This window comes from Mesorhizobium vachelliae (assembly GCF_033977325.1).
GTDB lineage: Bacteria > Pseudomonadota > Alphaproteobacteria > Rhizobiales > Rhizobiaceae > Mesorhizobium > Mesorhizobium vachelliae.
In genome coordinates this window covers 105,261-121,785 of record NZ_JAVIIR010000006.1, presented here as the reverse complement: position 1 = coordinate 121,785, position 16,525 = coordinate 105,261, and the positions used below count along the sequence as shown (strand labels likewise).

The 16,525-nt window shown below is 61.5% G+C and carries 15 protein-coding genes; 5 read left to right on the top strand and 10 right to left on the bottom strand.

Going from position 1 to position 16,525, the window contains the following annotated elements; genetic code table 11:
* Positions 1–6: 6 nt before the first annotated feature.
* The 5 genes from RFM41_RS14810 (at position 7) to RFM41_RS14790 (ending at position 4,991) form a co-directional block, all read left to right on the top strand.
* Positions 7–717 (top strand): GntR family transcriptional regulator, encoded by a 711-nt coding sequence (locus RFM41_RS14810; protein ID WP_320249761.1) that lies wholly within the window; start codon positions 7–9, stop codon positions 715–717.
* Between the two features lie 45 nt (positions 718–762).
* Positions 763–1,938 carry a mandelate racemase/muconate lactonizing enzyme family protein gene (locus RFM41_RS14805; RefSeq protein ID WP_320250148.1) on the top strand — a complete coding sequence of 392 codons (1,176 nt, stop codon included), beginning with the start codon at positions 763–765 and terminating at the stop codon, positions 1,936–1,938.
* A gap of 58 nt (positions 1,939–1,996) precedes the next feature.
* On the top strand, positions 1,997–3,355 hold the full coding sequence (locus RFM41_RS14800) for a mandelate racemase/muconate lactonizing enzyme family protein (RefSeq protein ID WP_320249759.1): 1,359 nt from the start codon (positions 1,997–1,999) through the stop codon (positions 3,353–3,355).
* A 100-nt stretch (positions 3,356–3,455) separates the two neighbouring features.
* The gene (locus tag RFM41_RS14795; protein ID WP_320249757.1) at positions 3,456–3,782 is read left to right on the top strand and encodes an NIPSNAP family protein; all 327 of its coding nucleotides are present in this window, start codon (positions 3,456–3,458) and stop codon (positions 3,780–3,782) included.
* Between the two features lie 9 nt (positions 3,783–3,791).
* Positions 3,792–4,991, top strand: coding sequence for a mandelate racemase/muconate lactonizing enzyme family protein (locus RFM41_RS14790; RefSeq protein ID WP_320249755.1), 1,200 nt, complete (start codon positions 3,792–3,794; stop codon positions 4,989–4,991).
* A gap of 125 nt (positions 4,992–5,116) precedes the next feature.
* Here RFM41_RS14790 and RFM41_RS14785 read toward each other — a convergent pair whose 3' ends face one another.
* The 10 genes from RFM41_RS14785 to RFM41_RS14740 all read right to left on the bottom strand — a co-directional run bounded on the left by RFM41_RS14785 (position 5,117) and on the right by RFM41_RS14740 (position 16,493).
* Positions 5,117–6,691: an acetolactate synthase large subunit gene (locus RFM41_RS14785; protein ID WP_320249753.1), complete on the bottom strand. Its 1,575-nt coding sequence runs from the start codon at positions 6,689–6,691 to the stop codon at positions 5,117–5,119.
* Positions 6,688–8,895 carry an acetate--CoA ligase family protein gene (locus tag RFM41_RS14780; protein ID WP_320249751.1) on the bottom strand — a complete coding sequence of 736 codons (2,208 nt, stop codon included), beginning with the start codon at positions 8,893–8,895 and terminating at the stop codon, positions 6,688–6,690. Before RFM41_RS14780 ends, RFM41_RS14785 begins: the two co-directional genes overlap by 4 nt.
* Positions 8,896–8,968: 73 nt before the next feature.
* Entirely contained in the window at positions 8,969–9,640 is a 672-nt protein-coding gene (locus RFM41_RS14775) for a TetR/AcrR family transcriptional regulator (protein WP_320249749.1), read from the bottom strand.
* A gap of 35 nt (positions 9,641–9,675) precedes the next feature.
* Positions 9,676–10,836, bottom strand: coding sequence for an acyl-CoA dehydrogenase family protein (locus RFM41_RS14770; RefSeq protein WP_320249747.1), 1,161 nt, complete (start codon positions 10,834–10,836; stop codon positions 9,676–9,678).
* 10 nt (positions 10,837–10,846) lie between these two features.
* Positions 10,847–11,635, bottom strand: coding sequence for an enoyl-CoA hydratase/isomerase family protein (locus RFM41_RS14765; protein ID WP_320249745.1), 789 nt, complete (start codon positions 11,633–11,635; stop codon positions 10,847–10,849).
* A gap of 42 nt (positions 11,636–11,677) precedes the next feature.
* A complete protein-coding gene (locus RFM41_RS14760) occupies positions 11,678–12,505 on the bottom strand; it encodes an enoyl-CoA hydratase-related protein (protein ID WP_320249743.1) in 828 nt (275 codons plus the stop codon).
* A complete protein-coding gene (locus RFM41_RS14755; protein WP_320249741.1) occupies positions 12,498–13,304 on the bottom strand; it encodes an ABC transporter permease in 807 nt (268 codons plus the stop codon). Before RFM41_RS14755 ends, RFM41_RS14760 begins: the two co-directional genes overlap by 8 nt.
* A gap of 10 nt (positions 13,305–13,314) precedes the next feature.
* Positions 13,315–14,232 carry an ABC transporter permease gene (locus RFM41_RS14750; protein ID WP_320249739.1) on the bottom strand — a complete coding sequence of 306 codons (918 nt, stop codon included), beginning with the start codon at positions 14,230–14,232 and terminating at the stop codon, positions 13,315–13,317.
* Between the two features lie 2 nt (positions 14,233–14,234).
* Positions 14,235–15,332 carry an ABC transporter ATP-binding protein gene (locus RFM41_RS14745; protein WP_320249737.1) on the bottom strand — a complete coding sequence of 366 codons (1,098 nt, stop codon included), beginning with the start codon at positions 15,330–15,332 and terminating at the stop codon, positions 14,235–14,237.
* 132 nt (positions 15,333–15,464) lie between these two features.
* Entirely contained in the window at positions 15,465–16,493 is a 1,029-nt protein-coding gene (locus RFM41_RS14740) for an ABC transporter substrate-binding protein (RefSeq protein WP_320249736.1), read from the bottom strand.
* Positions 16,494–16,525 lie beyond the last annotated feature (32 nt).

Genomic DNA, 16,525 nt, shown 5'->3' with positions numbered 1-16,525 from the left:
CCGGCCTTGGCCGAAACGAGCGACTTCAAAGCCAAGCCACCTGTGGGGATCGACCCGATCGGGGCCTCCAGCGAGGGTGCCTCGGTTTACGAACTGATCCGGGAAGACATCATCGAGGGACGGCTGGCCGCCAATGAACGGCTCGTGGTCACCGATCTCGCGCGGCGTCACGGCACCTCGACCAATCCCGTGCGCGAGGCCCTGCAGCTGCTGCGCGGCGAGGGCTTCGTCATCTTTACCCCTAACCGCGGGGCGCGCGTCCGGCCCATAGACCAGGAATTTGTCCGCGATATCTACGAGATCGGCGTTCTGATCGAGCCGGCCTTGACGCGATGGTTCGTCAATATGGCCACCGTGGAGGACATCGCCGAGCTCGAACGCATCCAAGGCCTGATCGAAGAGAACGACTTTGCCGATACATTCAGGCACAGCGAGTTGGATACCGCCTTCCATACCGTGATGTACCAGCGGCACTACAACCGCCATGCCGCCGAGCTTTGGTGGAAGCATCGCGAAGTGCTGCGAGCCGTGAGCCGACGTTTCAATTTCACCCTCGCGCGCCGCGCCGCGATCATGCGCGAGCATCGCGAGCTCATCGCGCATGTAAAAGCGGGAAATGCCGACGAGGCGGCCGAGCTGGTTGCTCGCCACGTCGAGGGCTCCGGCCGGCACATCCTCGAACACATGCGTGCCCGCAACGCCGCACGGGCCGGATAGAACTCCGATCCGCGACATCGTCAACCTGGCCCCATTCAGACAAGGATAGTTGAGATGAAAATCACGAGCGTTCGGCCGTGGCTGATCAAGTCCGATGCTTCTTACTGGGGAGAATACCTGTTCGTCGAAGTGACGACCGACGAGGGGGTGAGTGGTTGGGGGGAGATCACCACCACGACAAAGCTCGCCAACCGCGCGCTCTGCACGATCCTGCGGCAGATCGGCATCGCCGTGGCGGGCGAGGATCCGGCGCGTATCGAGCATCTGTGGCACAAGATTTTCCGCAGCTTCACCTATATGGGCAGCCGCGGCGCCGCGGTCGAATGCGTGAGCGCCATCGACATTGCGCTTTGGGACATTCGCGGCAAAGTCCTCGGCAAGCCGATCTACGAGCTGCTGGGCGGAGCGGTGCGCGATGAGATCGCGCTCTATACCCATCCAAACCAGGCCAAATTCACCAGCAAGGAGGCGGTGGTCCGCGAAATCCGGGACATCGTCGAGTCCGGCCACACCGGCCTCAAGTTCGATCCTTTCCCCCATCAGGGGCCCAGCGTCGACGGCGTGGCCCGCGAAAGGCGCGACGGCTATCTCGACGGCGGCATGACCCGTAAGGACGAGCGCGAGGCGGCCGAGCTCACCGCTCTCATCCGCGAGACGGCGGGGCCCGATGTCGACATCCTCATCGACGCGCATGGCCGCTTCGATGTTCCGACCGCCATCCGCCTTTGCCGGAGCCTCGAGGAGGCGGGCCAGATCGACTGGTTCGAGGAGCCTTGCCCGCCCGAGAGCCTGAACGCCCTCAAGCAGGTGCGCGAGAAGGTCAGCGCCGCCATCTCCTGGGGCGAGCGCGGCCACACCAAGTGGGATTTCGTGCCGGTGCTCGAGGCCAAGCTCGCCGACTACATCATGCCGGACGTCACCTGGACCGGCGGCATCACCGAGCTCAAGAAGATTTCCGCCCTGTGCGAAGCCTACTACGTTCCCGTCTCGCCGCATGACGCCGCCGGACCGATCAACGTGGTCGCGGGAGCGCAGGTGATGATGACGGTTCCCAACTTCTACAAGCTTGAGACCTCGGAGTGGAACCTCGGCAAGTACGACCATCTCATCGACAAGCCGCTCGATGTCTCGAACGGCAACCTCAGGCTGACGACGAAGCCGGGTCTCGGTGTCGAGATGAACCGCGACTACCTGCAGGCCCACGAGATCGAGCTGGGCTAGCAACGACCTGTCCGCGGGCGCGCGGGGCATAACCCATCGACCGGAACAAGGATAAGTCATGCCAAAGACGGGTGGAGCCGACGAGGCAATCAATCGCGTGAACACGAATTCCAAGCCGTCCGAGCTTCGCATCACCGACATGCGGGTGGCCGAAATCGTCGGCGCGCCGTTCACCTCGGCGCTGCTCAAGATCTACACCAATCAGGGCATCGTCGGGCTCGGCGAGGTGCGCGACGGCGCCAGTGCGACCTACGCGCTGATGCTCAAAAGCCGGCTGCTCGGCGAAAATCCCTGCGATGTCGACCGCCTGTTTCGCCGCATCAAGCAGTTCGGCGGCCACGGCCGGCAGGGAGGCGGCGTGTCGGCGGTCGAGATCGCGCTTTGGGATCTCGCCGGCAAGGCCTATGGCGTGCCGATCTACCAGATGCTGGGCGGCAAATTTCGCGACCATGTGCGCGTCTATTGCGATACGGACGCCGAGAAGCCGAGCGGCACAGAAACGGGAAAGCGCCTCAAGCGGCGCATGGAGCGCGGGTTCACCTTCCTCAAGATGGACCTCGGCTTGATGCAGATCGCCCATGTCCCGGGCGCGGTGGTCGCGCCCGCTCGCGTGCTCGAAGGGCTCCGCGGCAATCCGCGCGGCCGCGGTGGCTCGTTCGAGGAACGCAAGGCCCGCAATCTCGCCTATGACGCGCAGAACGTGCAGCACCCGTTCACGGGCCTGCATTTCACCGAGAAGGGCATCGACCTGCTCGAGCAGTATATCCACGAGGTTCGCGAGGTCATCGGCTACGAGATACCTTTGGCCATCGATCATGTCGGCCACATCTCCCTGCAGGACGGCATCCGCCTTGCGCGCCGCATCGAGAAATATGTCCCTGCCTGGCTCGAGGATGTCATTCCCTGGCAGTACACCGAGCAATACCGGCAGCTGCAGCAGGCGACCTCGGTGCCGATCTGCACCGGCGAGGACATCTACCTCAAGGAAGGTTTCGAGCCGCTGCTCGCGAGCGGCGGCCTCTCCATCATCCACCCCGACCTGCTCACCAGCGGGGGTATTCTCGAGACCAAGAAGATCGGCGACATGGCACAGGACCGCGGCGTCGCCATGGCGATCCACATGGCCGAAAGCCCTATCGCCGCGATGGCCGCAGCGCATGTCGCGACCGCGACCGAGAACTTCATGGCGCTGGAATACCATTCCGCAGATGTCGACTGGTGGGACGACATCGTCACAGGCCTTCCCAAGCCGCTGGTGAAAGACGGCTTCATCACCGTTCCCGACAAGCCGGGCCTGGGGATCGACGACGTCGTCGACGAGGTGATCAGCCAGCATCTGCAGCCCGGTGTCACGGGGATATGGCAATCCACCGAGCATTGGGACAATGAATATAGCTGGGACCGGACCTGGAGTTAGTCCAGACCCCCTGCCTCATTCCCCCAGGTTCACAGAGCCAACGACCGACCCATTCGTGCCTCTCCCAAGGGAGAGGCGAAGAAAGAAAACGGACGAAACCATGATCTACGAACTGCGTATCTATGACTGCCTGCCGGGCAGGCTGCCGGCTTTGCTCAAGCGGTTTTCCGACCAAACGCTGGCCATCTGGGAGAGGCATGGCATCCGCCAGGCCGGGTTTTTCACCACGGCGATCGGCGAAAACAGCAATCGCCTGACCTATTTCCTCGCCTGGGAATCGCTGGCCGAGCGTGAGGTGAAATGGGCGGCTTTCGTCACCGATCCGTCATGGCACAAGGCCCGGGACGAATCTGAGCGCGACGGGCAGATCGTTGCCAATATCAGCAGCCAGCTGCTCACGCCGACAGCTTTCTCGTCAGTGAAATAGGACTGCGCCATGAAGATCACCGACCTGCGCTGTGCCGTCATCGGCAAGCACCCGATCGTCCGCGTCGTGACCGACGAGGGCCTCTATGGCCTTGGCGAAGTCGAGTTCACCAAGACCTATCTCAAGCCCTTCGTGTTGCATTTCCGCGAGGCGCTGATCGGCGAGGATCCGACCGATGTCGAGCGGGTGATGCTGAAGATCCGCCAGCGCGGCTCGTTCAAGCCTTACGGCGCGGCGGTCAGCGCCATCGAGCATGCGCTGTGGGACATTGCCGGCAAGGCCGCGGGTGTGCCGGCCTACAAGCTGCTCGGCGGCAAGGTGCGCGACAAGGTGCGCGTCTATAACGGCTCGATCCGCCGCAAGCGCACGGGCGACCGGCCGGAGGATTACGCCGCCGACGTCAAATGGATGATGGAGCAGCCGCAGAACTTCTTCATGGTCAAGCAGGGGATCTCGTTCCACTCCAACATGAAGGACAGCGTCGAGGGCTTCCACTACGGCGTGACGCAGAAGAAGGCCGGCTATCACGGCGCCATGGATCAGGGCGTGATCAGCGAGCGCGGCTTCAACCACATGCTCGACTGTGTGGTCGCGATGAAGGAAGTGCTGGGCGACAAGGTCAGCCTGGCGCTCGACTGCGGCCCCGGCTGGATGCTGCCCGATGCGATCAGGTTCGCCCGCGCGGTCGAGAAGTACAATTTGATGTGGCTCGAGGACATGCTGACCGGCGACTATGTGCCGTGGGTCAATCCGCAGGCCTATCGCGAGCTCACCACTTCCACCTCGACGCCGATCCATACCGGCGAGCAGATCTACCTGCGGCACAATTTCAAGGAGCTGATCGAGATGCAGGCGGTGCGTGTCATCGGCCCCGATCCAGCCGATATCGGCGGCATTGCCGAGCTCAAATGGGTCGCGGAGCACGCCTATATGCACTCGATCCTGATGGCGCCGCACGGCACGGCGAACGGCCTGCTCGGCCTCGGCGCGCTGATCAATGTCTGCGCCACCTTGCCCGCCAACTACATCGCCTTCGAATATCCGAGCGCCTCCGACCCCTGGTGGGAGGACATTGTCATCGGCCTGCCGAAGCAGATCGTGAAGGACAGCATGGTGGACCTGCTGGAAGCGCCGGGGCTCGGCCTCGATATCGATGCCGAAGCAGCCCGGAAGCATCTCAAGGAAGAGGATACGGGCTTCTTCGACTGAACCTTGCTCGTCACCTACCTTTCGGCGACATGCATCGGGTCGCCGTCAGGGTGTCAAGCAGATCGCTGAGTCCGCCATGCGCGCCTGCAACATCTGCCGCTGCCCGGGGCCGCAGCGCCAGCCCTCTATCCGAATTGAACGTCGATCAGCATCGGTCCCTGCAGCGACAGCGCATCGGACAATGCAAGGTCGACCTCCTCCAGAGTAGTCGCTGCCCTCGACTCGACACCAAAGCCACGCGCGATCTGGCACCAGTCGATGGCAGGCCGATTGAGGCTCATCATGTCGCTGGCCGTTTTGCCAGGCCGCGCGCCGACCTTCGCGTACTCCCCCAGCAGGATCGCATAAGAGCGGTTGTTGAGGAGCAAAGTGGTTACGGGCAGTCCTTCGCGTGCCTGGGTCCAAAGGGCCTGAACAGTGTAAGCCGCGGAACCGTCCGCCTGAAGGGTGATGACGCGGCGGTTCGAGCAGCCCATGGCCCGGGCGCCGATCGCGGCTCCAGTCGCCAGCGGCATCCCGCCGCCAATGGCTCCGCCGGTTACTGTCAGCCAATCGCATGGAGCGGCATAGGGCATAACAGCGCCGAATCCCCTGCCAAGGGTCAGGGCCTCGTTCACCACGATTGCGTCCCGTGGCAGTTGCCGCGCCACCACGGCAGCGAAGCCCTCCGGATGAATTGGACCGGAAAGCCTGGCCACCTCTTTCATTCCTGGATCCGCGATCTCGGTTGCGACAACTCCAAGCTCCCGGGCGAGGGCCTCCAACGAGGCAGCCGCGTCTTGATCCTCCCGTGAGAGGACGACAACATCGGCATCAGGACGGTGCAAGAGGCTCGGGCGACCGGGGTAAAGGAAAAAGCCCGTCGGTGGGGGGCAGTTCACCAGAACCACGATGTCGTAGGGTGCAAGCGTGGCGACAGCATCATCAACGGGATACGGAACGCCCTGCAGCGCAAGTCGGCCCCGTCCCCGCGGAATCTTGGCAATGGTTGAGCTGCCCATGAGCGAAACTCCAGTATCGCGCGCGATGCCGGCAAGAAGCGGATGCAAATCGGCAGCGACCGCTGGCGTCCCGAGGATCATGACGACCCTGCGGCCGGACCGGAGCGCTCGCGCGACGTCTTTGACGCTCTTTCGGTCAGGCTGGAGCGGAGGACGCGGCGGAGCAGGAGTTGCCTCGACACCGCCTTCGCTCCATGAGACGTTCGCCGGCAGGACCAATGATGCGACCTGCCCATAGGCATAGCCCGCTGCCTCGAGCCCGCGCGAAGCGTCGATACCGATGCGCCCTGCTTCGGTTCCGAAAGAATGCCACTGCGACGTCGACCCCACGAGCGCGTCGACATCGGATGTCAGCGGACTGTCGAACGCCACATGCGAAATGGCGTGGTCACCCACGATATTGAGCATGCCACTACCGGCACGGCGGGCATTGTGAATGTTCGCAATCCCGTTTGCATATCCGGGACCGCAATGCAGAAGCGTTGCCGCCGGACGGCCGGTGACACGGAAATAGCCGTCCGCCATGCCGGTTACGGTGTTTTCCTGCAAACCCAGCACGCAGCGGATACCCGCAATCCGATCGAGCGCGGCGACGAAATGCATCTCGCTCGTGCCGGGATTGGCGAAGCACGTATCCACTCCGCCTGCGATCAGCGTGCGGACGAGCGCTTCGGCTCCGGTCTGCTTGTTGTCAATCATGATGTGGCATCGACGAATTGCCTTGCCTGCGGACCGGAGGAGGCACTTGCATTGGATTCGCCGGGAACTTCGACAATCAGGGCGTCGACGGCTATCGCACCGTTCTCGCTCACCATCAGCGGGTTGACGTCCAGTTCGGATAGCGTGTCGAGATTGTCTCCGGCATATGCCGCGATGGACATGATGGCATCGATGACGGGTTCAAGGTTCGCTGCAGGACGTCCACGGAACCCGTTCAACAACGCAAAGCACTTCAGACCGCGCAACGCGGCTTCGACGTCGGCGCGACTGACCGGAAGAAGCAACGGCGTCGCGTCCTTGAGCAACTCCACAAGAATGCCGCCCGCGCCGATCACCAGCACCATCCCGAAGAGCGGGTCGCGCTTGACGCCAACGATCAGTTCAGCCAGCGGCGGCGCCTGCATGGGTTCCAGCAGGAACTTCTCAAGCCGCACGGACGGCGCGTGCCGCGCCACATTCGCGACGATTTGCCTGGCGGCATTGAGCGCTTCGTCGCGACCGCCAAGTTTCAGCGCGACGCCGCCAACCTCGGTCTTATGCGGCAGGTCGTCGTGAAGAACCTTCAGGACCATCGGCTCCTTGAACCGGTCCGGCAGATCGGCAATCTCGGTCAGCGAAAGGACGCTGCCTTGCGGTATCGGCAGGCCGCGAGCGGCAAGGCGGCGTTTGGACTCGGCCTCGTTCACCGTTCGGGCAGCACCTGACAGCGGCTTGGCCGGATAAGGAACCTTGGCGACGAGCGAGCCGGGATCGGCGGTCGCATCGCCGCGGACGCGCGCGCAGTGGCCGGCCCATTTGGAAATGACCTCGGCGGCGTCATGCAAGCCTTGAAGTGGCACGATCCCTTGGGCGATCATCTCCTCGCTGGCTGCCGACGTGATGCCGCCAGTGTTCACCGAAGCATGGAAGACAGGCTTGCCCGTCGCCTTGCCGGCCGCCGCCAAGGCGCGATCCATGGCCTCCTGGGCGCTGGTTTCGCGGGGCGATCCTTCGGGCGGATAGTCGATCACCAACATTCCGGCGTCGCACTCTCCCGACAACATCGTCGTGAACATCGGCGTGAGGAGAGCTTCGTTGCCCCAGTAGCCTGCCGTGAAATCGAGCGGGTTCGAAACATGCCCGAACTGCGGCAGCATCGGCTTGATGACGCCGATCTGCGCCGCCGACGGCTGAGGCAGTTGAAGCCCCGCAAAAGAGCAATAGTCGGCGGCCAACCCATTGTCCCCGCCCGAGCTCGAATAGACGGTAATTCGCGGGCCCGCCAACGGTTCGGCGAGGGATGCCAGCTTCAGCATCTCCAGGAATTGTGGAACCGTATCCGTGCGGATGACGCCCAGGCGGTCGAACAGGGCGTCGTAATATTCATTTTGCCCAGCGAGCGAGCTGGTATGGCTGGCCGCCATGGCGGCGCCCAGTTCCGAGCGGCCGGAACGACAGACGATCACCGGCAGGCTCTTTGCCTGCGCGCGCAAGCATGCCTGGGAAAAGGAGGCCACATTGCGGATGCCCTCCATGAACAATCCAAGGCAGGTGACGTTCGGATCGTCGACCAGGAAATCGATGTAATCCTCAAAGCCTAGCACCGCCTGGTTTCCGGCGCTGATCAGATATGAAAACGGTACGGACCGATCGTTCGAGACAAAGTGGCCGGTGACATTTCCGCTTTGGGAAACGACTGCGGCACCGCGTTTCTGCTTCAGCTTCGGATAGAGCCCCGGCCAGATACTTCCGTGGTTGACGTAGTTGACCAAACCGTAGCAATTCGGTCCGACAACGGCCATGTCGCCGGCGGCTTCGATAAACCGACGGTTTCGGTCGGCTCCGGCCTCTCCGATCTCGGAGAATCCGGACGCGTAACACACAGCTCCTCCGGCATCCATCTTACGCAGATCGTCGAGAGCCGTAATCGACGCCTCTGCATTGACCGCCAGGAAAACGGCATCGGGTTGGATGGGCAAGTCCTGTATTCTTGGAACACAGGTGTAGCCGGCGATCTCCTTTCGCTTGGGATGGACGGCATACACCTCGCCATGGAAATCCTGCGCACGCAGGGTTGTCAGCGTGCGCTCGGCCTGGGTTCCGCCGATGAAGGCCATTGTGGCCGGCGCAAGCAGTCGCTGGAAATTGCGTCTCAAGGCCGGGCTGATGCGCGGGGCGGTCGGGGATGTCGCGGAAGTCTGCATGCTCTCGTATCGTGTTTGCACCTGGCGTGCGGACCACAGCACCTTGACCGAGCCAGGTTCGTTGACGTTGGGCCTATTCGGGTTTTGGAAGCGGAGCCGAGGTTTCGTAGTGCTCCAGATCGAAATCAGGCGTGAGCGGGTATTTTGCCGGATCTTCCCCGAACTGTTGACACAGCCACTGCCGCAATATCGTGCGGCAGTCCTCCCGCGTATAGCTCTCTTCCATGACCCAGCCGTACCAGAGACCGTCACCAAGCTGGGTCAGCGCGATCGCAGCGAGGCGAGTATCGAGGACGATGCCTCTCTCGCGGGCGACAGCGGTGATGCGCCGCTCGATATTGGCGCGGTAGCGGCCCCAAAGGTCGCGGTGCATGGCGAGGACATCAGGCAGGATCCACGCCGCGCTCAGGTAGTGGATCATCATGCGCTGATAGCCGGTATCCCTCAGAAAGGGGACGAAGACCGAATTCATCAATTTCCCGAAATGACCGGTCTTCGTGGAGACGACAACATGTCGAAAGAAGTCGTCTATATTCTGAAGGTAATACTTGTGCGCCAGGATAAGCAGATCATCCTTGTTTCCGAAATAGTGACCGACGAGGCCTCTCGACAAGCCTGACTCTTCGGCGATCGTGCTTATCGTCGAATTCAGATAGCCGTGTTTGCGGATCGAGTTCAACGTCGCGACGATGAGCTCCCCCTTCCGGATGTCCTGGATCTGTCTCTGTTTCGGTGCACTCGCCATGCGCTGCCCTCTTTGCCGGCCAGGTCAGCCGGAAGTCAGTTTCTGTAAGGTCGAAGAAGGTCCTTGGCGATGACATCCTGGTGGATTTCCGATGTCCCTTCCCATATCCGCTCGATACGGGCGTCGCGCCAGAAGCGCTGGATCGGAAAGTCCTCCATCATGCCCATCCCGCCAAAAATCTGTACTGCATTGTCGGCAACGCGGAACACCATCTCCGAACAGTAGTAGTTGACCATTGAAGCTTCGGTCCGGTTCATGAGATTGTTCTCGATCTTCCACGCGGCTTCCTTCACCATCAAGTCACCGAGCTTGATATCGACAGCCATATTGGCCACCTTGAATCCGACGCCCTGGAATTCTCCGATCGTCTTGCCGAAAGCCCGCCGCGTGCCGGCCCACTCCTTGGTCATATCGAAAATGCGTTCGGCGCGGCCGACGCAGTGCGCCGAAAGCCCGACGCGGCCGTCGTAAAGCCATTCATTGGCAGTGTTGAACCCCTGGCCTTCCTCTCCAAGTATCTTGCTGTCTGGAACGCGGACATTGTCCAGGTAGACCATTGTCGGGTTGTACCCACGAGTGACGATGGACTTCATGGGTTCGACGCGCAGGCCCGGGAGGCTTTTGTCGAGCAGGAAAGTGGTGAAGCGCTTTCGCGGCCCCTTGTCGGTCTGGTCAACCCCGCTAACGGCGATCAGGATGATGAAATCGGCGGTGTCCGCCGCTGAGATGAACTGCTTTACACCGTTGATCACCCACTCGTTGCCCACGCGTTCGGCCTTCGTGACGATGGCGCGCGCATCGGACCCGGCGCCGGGCTCCGTCAACGCGAATGCGTTCTTACGCTCGCCGCGAATCGAAGGAAGAAGATATTCCTCGACCTGCTCGTCCTTGCATTTGAAAAGGATGCCCGTCACGCCCCGGTTCATGCATTGTCCCAGCGCCGACGAGGGCTTGCCCATCACGCGTTCGGCCTGCATCTTCGTCTGCTTGTCGAGACCGGGGCCGCCCCATTCTTCAGGCAGGTTCATCCCTTCGAACCCCTGTTCCTGTGACTTTCGGCGGATCTCCTGCTTGATCTCATCCGGGATATAGCGGAGCTCTTCGACGACAGCCTCGTGAGGGTAGAGCTCGCGTTTACAGAATTCTTCCAGCGAATCCACCAGGGACTGCTGTTCAAAGCTCAATCCGAAATCCATTGTATTCTCCTCAGGCGCCAACAAAGCGTGGGGCGCGGCGCTCATTGGCTGCGGCAAGGCCCTCGGCATGATCCTTGGTCTGGCCACAGATCTTGCCCGCAGCGACTTCCTCCAGCTGCTGGTCGGACAGGCTGCGCTTGTGGGCCGTGTTCAAAAGCTTCTTCGTCTGAGCGATGGCTACCGTCGGCCCGGACGCCAGTTTTTGAGCGAAGGCGAGGGTGTCCTCCCAGAGCCGGTCGTTGGGGCTGACATGGGACACTAGGCGCTTCTCGAGCGCGACAGGCGCAGTCCAGAGTTCGCCCGTGAATGCGAAGAGCTTGGCTGCCTCCAGCCCGATAACGCGCGGCAGAAGCCAGGTGCCCCCGCAATCGGGATTGAAGCCGACATTGGTGTAGGAGCAGATGAACTTGGACTTCTCCGACGCATATCGGAAGTCGCAGGCCAGGGCCATATCAAGCCCTGCGCCAACCGCCGCGCCGTCGACCATTGCGATCGTCGGCTTGGGCATCTCGTGAACCTGCTGGACAAGCTTGAGGGATTCCTCGACCCAGTTCATATCAGGCCAGGGATTGTCGCCTGCTGCCTTTCCGGCCCATTCCTTCACGTCGGCGCCCGCGGAGAACGCGCCTCCACGGCCGGTCAGTATGAGAGCCCGCATGGTGGTATCGGCTGCCGCTTCGCGTAGAGCCCGACGCAGCTCGATCGTAATCCCCATCCCGAGAGCGTTGCGCGCTTCGGGGCGATTTAGTGCAATCACGCCGACAGCGCCGTGCCGTTCCAACTCTAAGAATTTAAACATCCATTCCTCCTGTGATCCGATCCTTCGACCGACGATGTTTCTTCAGCAGCCCCGCCAATTCGGCTCACGCTTTTCCAGGAAGGCCCGCTGGCCTTCGATCATGTCCTGGGAGTCCAGCATCCGCCGGTAACTTGCGAGGTCGCCTTTCGAATCCCGCCGCAGTCCCATCGCCGCTTCGTCGGAAAGGCCGCTCACGAAGCGTAGCGTCTCCTTCAGAGCCTGTTGCGCGAGGGGCGCCCCGCGGGCGACGCGCCGTGCGATGTCCCATGCAAGCGGCATCAACTCGTCACGCTCAGCCGTCTGGTAGACGAGACCCCAGCGATAGGCTTCGGCGGCGGTCATCCGATCGCCGGTCCAGATCATGGCGGTGGCGACATGGTAGGGTATCCGGCGCGAAAGACGTTGCAGTCCTCCGCCATCCGGGAGGAGGCCGCGTTGAAGCTCAGGCAACTGAACGTAGGCACCGTTCGCCATCAGCAGGATGTCGCAAGACAGAGCAAGCTCAAGCCCGCCACCGATCGCGGGTCCATTGATTGCTGCAATCAACGGCTTCTTCAGCGCCCACAGCGTCGTGATCCCACCGAACCCGCCCGCTGTCGCACCGGAGACGCTCTCACCCGATTGCGAGGTCGCTTCATGGAAATCGAGACCTGCCGAAAAGGCCTTGTCGCTGCCGCTTGACAGGATTCCAACGCGAAGATCGGGATCGCCCTGGAGGTAAAGGGCCGCGCGCTCCATGCTTCGGCTGAACCGCCGGCAAATTGCATTCACCTTTGGTTTGACCATTCGGATCTCAAGCACGTCACCTTGGCGGTGCAGCGACACGAACCCGTCAAGCTCTCGGTTCAACTCGTCCAACCGTTCAGGCATTCTTACGCCTCGCGCGGTTCGCGGCGATGTGAAGGAGCAACGGCGGGACGCTCGTCACGACGAGCATCAGCGTCGACACCGCCGCCAGGGTGGGGTCGACGTCGTCCCGAAGTGTCGAGAACGTCACCCGTGAAAGCGTCGAGACCGGTCCGGAAGAGACCATCAGGGAGATGATCACTTCGTCGAAGGAAATCAGGAAAGCCAGCAGCATCGACGTCGCAACCGAGAACTTCAGTTGCGGCAAGGTCACGGTCATGAACGCCTTGAAACGGTCGGCACCCAGGCTGCGGGCGACCATTTCCTGGGTCATGTCATAGGTCTTGAAGCCCGCCGCCATGGTCAGGATCACGAATGGCATGGCGACGACCGTATGCGCCAGGATCAGCCCGGTGATCGTGTTGAGCAAGCCTCCAATCTTGGCGTAGACGAAGAAGATGCCCACCGCGATCAGGATCGAGGGAACCGCAAGCGGAGAGATGAGGGTCCAATTGATGAGGCCGCGCATCCGGATTGCGGACACGTGCAACGCGTAGGCGGCAGCAATCCCCGTCACCGTTGCCAGGACCATCGTGCCAAAGCCGACGCGGATCGATACCCACAGCGACCCGGTCCACTTTTCCTGTTGGAAGAATGCCTCGTACCAGCGTGTCGACCAGCTTGGCGGCGGAAACAGAAGCGCGGTCGTCGACGTGAACGACACCGGCACAACGATCAGGGTTGGCACGACCAGGTAAAAGATCACCAGCCCCACAAGGATGTAGAGCCATAGTCTCTGGCGGTGCGGAATGTAGGATTCCATCAGCGTCTCCTCACCGGCTGGAGGACAGTTGGCGCACCAGCAACAGGCTGGCGCCCAGACAGATCGCGGTCACTGCGAGAAGCAGCACCGCAAGCGCCGCGGCCGGACCCCATGTCGGATAGAGGGAAAGCGACTCCTGGATGCGCTGGGCAATCATCTTGACCTTGCCGCCGCCCAGGATCGAGGGGGTGATGTAGTAGCCGAGGCACATCACGAAAACCATGATCGTTCCCGCGATCAGGCCGGGCATGGAAAGCGGCAGGAAGATCGTGCGGAATGCGTGGGCGGGTGTCGCCCCGAGATTGGCCGCGGCCCTCAGGAGATTGCCGTCGATGGCCTTCATGGACGCATAGAGCGGCAGCACCAGGAATGGCACCATGATGTGCACCATGCCAACGATGACGCCGGTCATGTTGTAGACCAGGGGGATGGGATGATGGATGATCCCCAGATGGACAAGGAGCGAGTTGATCACCCCGTTCCGCTGCAGGATGATGATCCAGGAAAATGTCCGCACCAGCCCTGACGTCCAGAACGGAACCAGCACTGCAAGCATCAGCAGGCCGGACCAACGCGCCGGCAGGATGACCAGCAGATAGGAAACCGGATAGCCGAGCAACACAGTGACCAGGGTCACCAGGAACGCAACTTCGAACGTGTTGAGGAACATGTCCCTGTAGACGGGCTCGTCGAAGAACAGGCTGTAGTTCTCGAAGCTGAGTTCGCCGTTCTGCCCGAAGAGGGACATTGAAAGCAGCCACGCTATCGGCGCCACCATCAGCAGTCCCACGATCAGCAGAGCCGGCAGGGTGAGCCGCATCAACGCACGCGATTCCAAGCGCTTGTCCTTTTCCAGGGCGAGGCGATTGTTCTCCAGCTGCGCCTGCGTGAGAAGCTGCAACCCGCGGTCGGCAACGGCCTGCGACATGGTCAGCCCTCCGCCCGCACAATTCGTGTGTCGGCACGATCAAGCCGCAGCGCTACGCGATTGCCGGCCTGGGGCATCCGGCGAAGGTCATCGGATCGGTTTGGAACCCGCACGACAACCCTGTGACCCTCGCTGAGCACGACTTCATAGAGAAGGCTGTCGCCCTGGAAGACGACGGTCTGAACTTGTCCGTCGAAAATATTGCCGTCCGCTCCCTTGTTCGCTTCCTCCAGGGCACAGAGATGAAGACGCTCCGGGCGCAGCATCAGCATCGGTTTGTCGAAGGTGTCCGGGGAGGTTTCCGCAAATTGTATCACCTGGCCACCATAGGCCAGCCCGCCGGACGCCTTCCGGAGAGGCAGGAAACTGGATTCGCCGATGAACTCGGCAATGAACTGGCTCTGCGGCTGGTCGTACAGGCAAGTCGGTGTGGCCACCTGGGCAAGCCTGCCCTTGGAGAACACCGCTATCCGGTCCGACATCGTCAGCGCCTCGCGCTGGTCGTGCGTGACAGAGATTGTCGTCATGCCGAGGCGGTCATGCAGCTTGCGGATCTCGATCTGCATCGTCTCGCGAAGCTGCTTGTCCAGGGCCGAAAGCGGCTCGTCCATGAGTAGTATTCGCGGCTCGAAAATAATAGCTCGTGCAAGCGCTACGCGCTGGCGCTGACCGCCTGAAAGCTCACTTGTCCTCCTGTCCGCGTAACCGCCGAGCTGGACTAGATCCAGGGCCTTGCGAACGCGATCTTCGACCTCGGCCCTTCCGATCTTCCGCAGGCGCAAGGGATAGGCGATGTTCTCTCCGACCGACATGTGCGGAAAAAGCGCATAGTTTTGGAACACCATGCCGATGTTCCGCTTGTGCGGAGGCAGATGCACGATCTCCTGCCCGCCTATGCGGATCGAACCCTTCGTTGGCCGGTTGAAGCCGGCGATCATCATGAGAAGCGTGGTCTTGCCGGATCCCGACGGTCCCAGCAGGGTAAGGAATTCGCCCGCCTTGATGTCGAACGAAACATCTTCGACGGCATGAACGGCACCGTAGAATTTTGACAGCGACTGCAGCTGGACGGGCAATGCCGTCGTCGAAGGTTGTGCCATTTCAAAGCCTACGATTTTATCCTCGGGCGATGGCCATTGGGCAGCATGCCCTGTAAGCGGCGAAGCCCGTTGTCCTATGTCATCGAGATGGACGGCGTCCGGACAAGACCGGACGCCGTGACGGCCAGCCGCCTACTGCATCGCCGCATCCCACTTGGTCTGGGCCTCGATGATGTGATCGGCCCAATAGGACATGTTGGTGATCAGCTGCTTCTTGATGTTGTCGACGCTCGTGACGATTTTCGCCGCCTTCTCGGGGCTGATCAGGCCCTTCTTGAAGGCATCCTGGTTCATCGGCCCGTAGGGAATGTAGTCCGGCAGGTTCGCCTGATACTTCGGATCAAGCAGGTTGTTGATCAGACGCATCGCTCCTTCCGGATTGGGCGAGTTTTTCGGAACGACCAGGCATTCCACGTCCATCACAGCGTCATTAAGGGTATAGGCATAGGGCGCGCCATCCTTGATGGCCGCTTCAATGCGGGCAGCCCAGATCGTCATCATGTCGGCTTCCTGCGACGTGGCCAGCTGTGTGGCCTGCGCGCCCGTGCCCCAGCGAACGCTGATGTTCGGCTTGAAGTCGACCCACTTCTTGATCGCCCGGTCGATATCGACCGGATATATCTTGTCCTTCGGCACCCCATCGGCCAACAGGGCGATTTCCAGGTTTGTCGAAGGATAGGTTCCGCCCATGGACCGGGTTCCAGGGAATTTCTGAACGTCGAAGAAATCGGCCCAGTTCTTCGGCGGATTGGCACCGTAGGTTTCCTTGTTATAGGCAAGCACCGTCGAATAGGCGGTGAATCCGATCCAGTGGCTCTTGCGCAGGTTTTCCGGGATGCCGGAGGCGTTCGGAATTTTCGAGTAATCCAGCGGAATGATCAGATCTTCCTTGACCGCCTGGTCGCACAGCCCGCCGTAGAGCTCGGCAACGTCGATGTCGACGGCGTTCGCCTTGACCTTGGTGCGGATGTCCTGGATGCCGTTCGCCAGCACATAATCCGTGACCTTCATGCCCTGATCGGCCGGAAGATGATCGAGAATGGCCTTTCGCACGCCCTCCTGGTAAGCGCCGCCATACGAGGCATAGCTTACAGTTTCGTCCGCCAGAGATGGCGTCGCTGCACTAAGCAGCATTGCCGCGGCAACAATTTTTACCTTCATGGATTCCTCCCATTGAGTAACGCGTCTGTGGA

Bases quoted from the DNA above. Each gene is read 5' to 3' on its own strand.
- RFM41_RS14790 (WP_320249755.1), top strand. From the start codon at position 3,792: ATGAAGATCACCGACCTGCGCTGTGCCGTCATCGGCAAGCACCCGATC.
- RFM41_RS14745 (WP_320249737.1), bottom strand. From the start codon at position 15,332: ATGGCACAACCTTCGACGACGGCATTGCCCGTCCAGCTGCAGTCGCTG.
- RFM41_RS14795 (WP_320249757.1), top strand. From the start codon at position 3,456: ATGATCTACGAACTGCGTATCTATGACTGCCTGCCGGGCAGGCTGCCG.
- RFM41_RS14780 (WP_320249751.1), bottom strand. From the start codon at position 8,895: ATGCAGACTTCCGCGACATCCCCGACCGCCCCGCGCATCAGCCCGGCC.
- RFM41_RS14765 (WP_320249745.1), bottom strand. From the start codon at position 11,635: ATGTTTAAATTCTTAGAGTTGGAACGGCACGGCGCTGTCGGCGTGATT.
- RFM41_RS14760 (WP_320249743.1), bottom strand. From the start codon at position 12,505: ATGCCTGAACGGTTGGACGAGTTGAACCGAGAGCTTGACGGGTTCGTG.
- RFM41_RS14750 (WP_320249739.1), bottom strand. From the start codon at position 14,232: ATGTCGCAGGCCGTTGCCGACCGCGGGTTGCAGCTTCTCACGCAGGCG.
- RFM41_RS14785 (WP_320249753.1), bottom strand. From the start codon at position 6,691: ATGATTGACAACAAGCAGACCGGAGCCGAAGCGCTCGTCCGCACGCTG.
- RFM41_RS14755 (WP_320249741.1), bottom strand. From the start codon at position 13,304: ATGGAATCCTACATTCCGCACCGCCAGAGACTATGGCTCTACATCCTT.
- RFM41_RS14775 (WP_320249749.1), bottom strand. From the start codon at position 9,640: ATGGCGAGTGCACCGAAACAGAGACAGATCCAGGACATCCGGAAGGGG.
- RFM41_RS14800 (WP_320249759.1), top strand. From the start codon at position 1,997: ATGCCAAAGACGGGTGGAGCCGACGAGGCAATCAATCGCGTGAACACG.
- RFM41_RS14740 (WP_320249736.1), bottom strand. From the start codon at position 16,493: ATGAAGGTAAAAATTGTTGCCGCGGCAATGCTGCTTAGTGCAGCGACG.
- RFM41_RS14770 (WP_320249747.1), bottom strand. From the start codon at position 10,836: ATGGATTTCGGATTGAGCTTTGAACAGCAGTCCCTGGTGGATTCGCTG.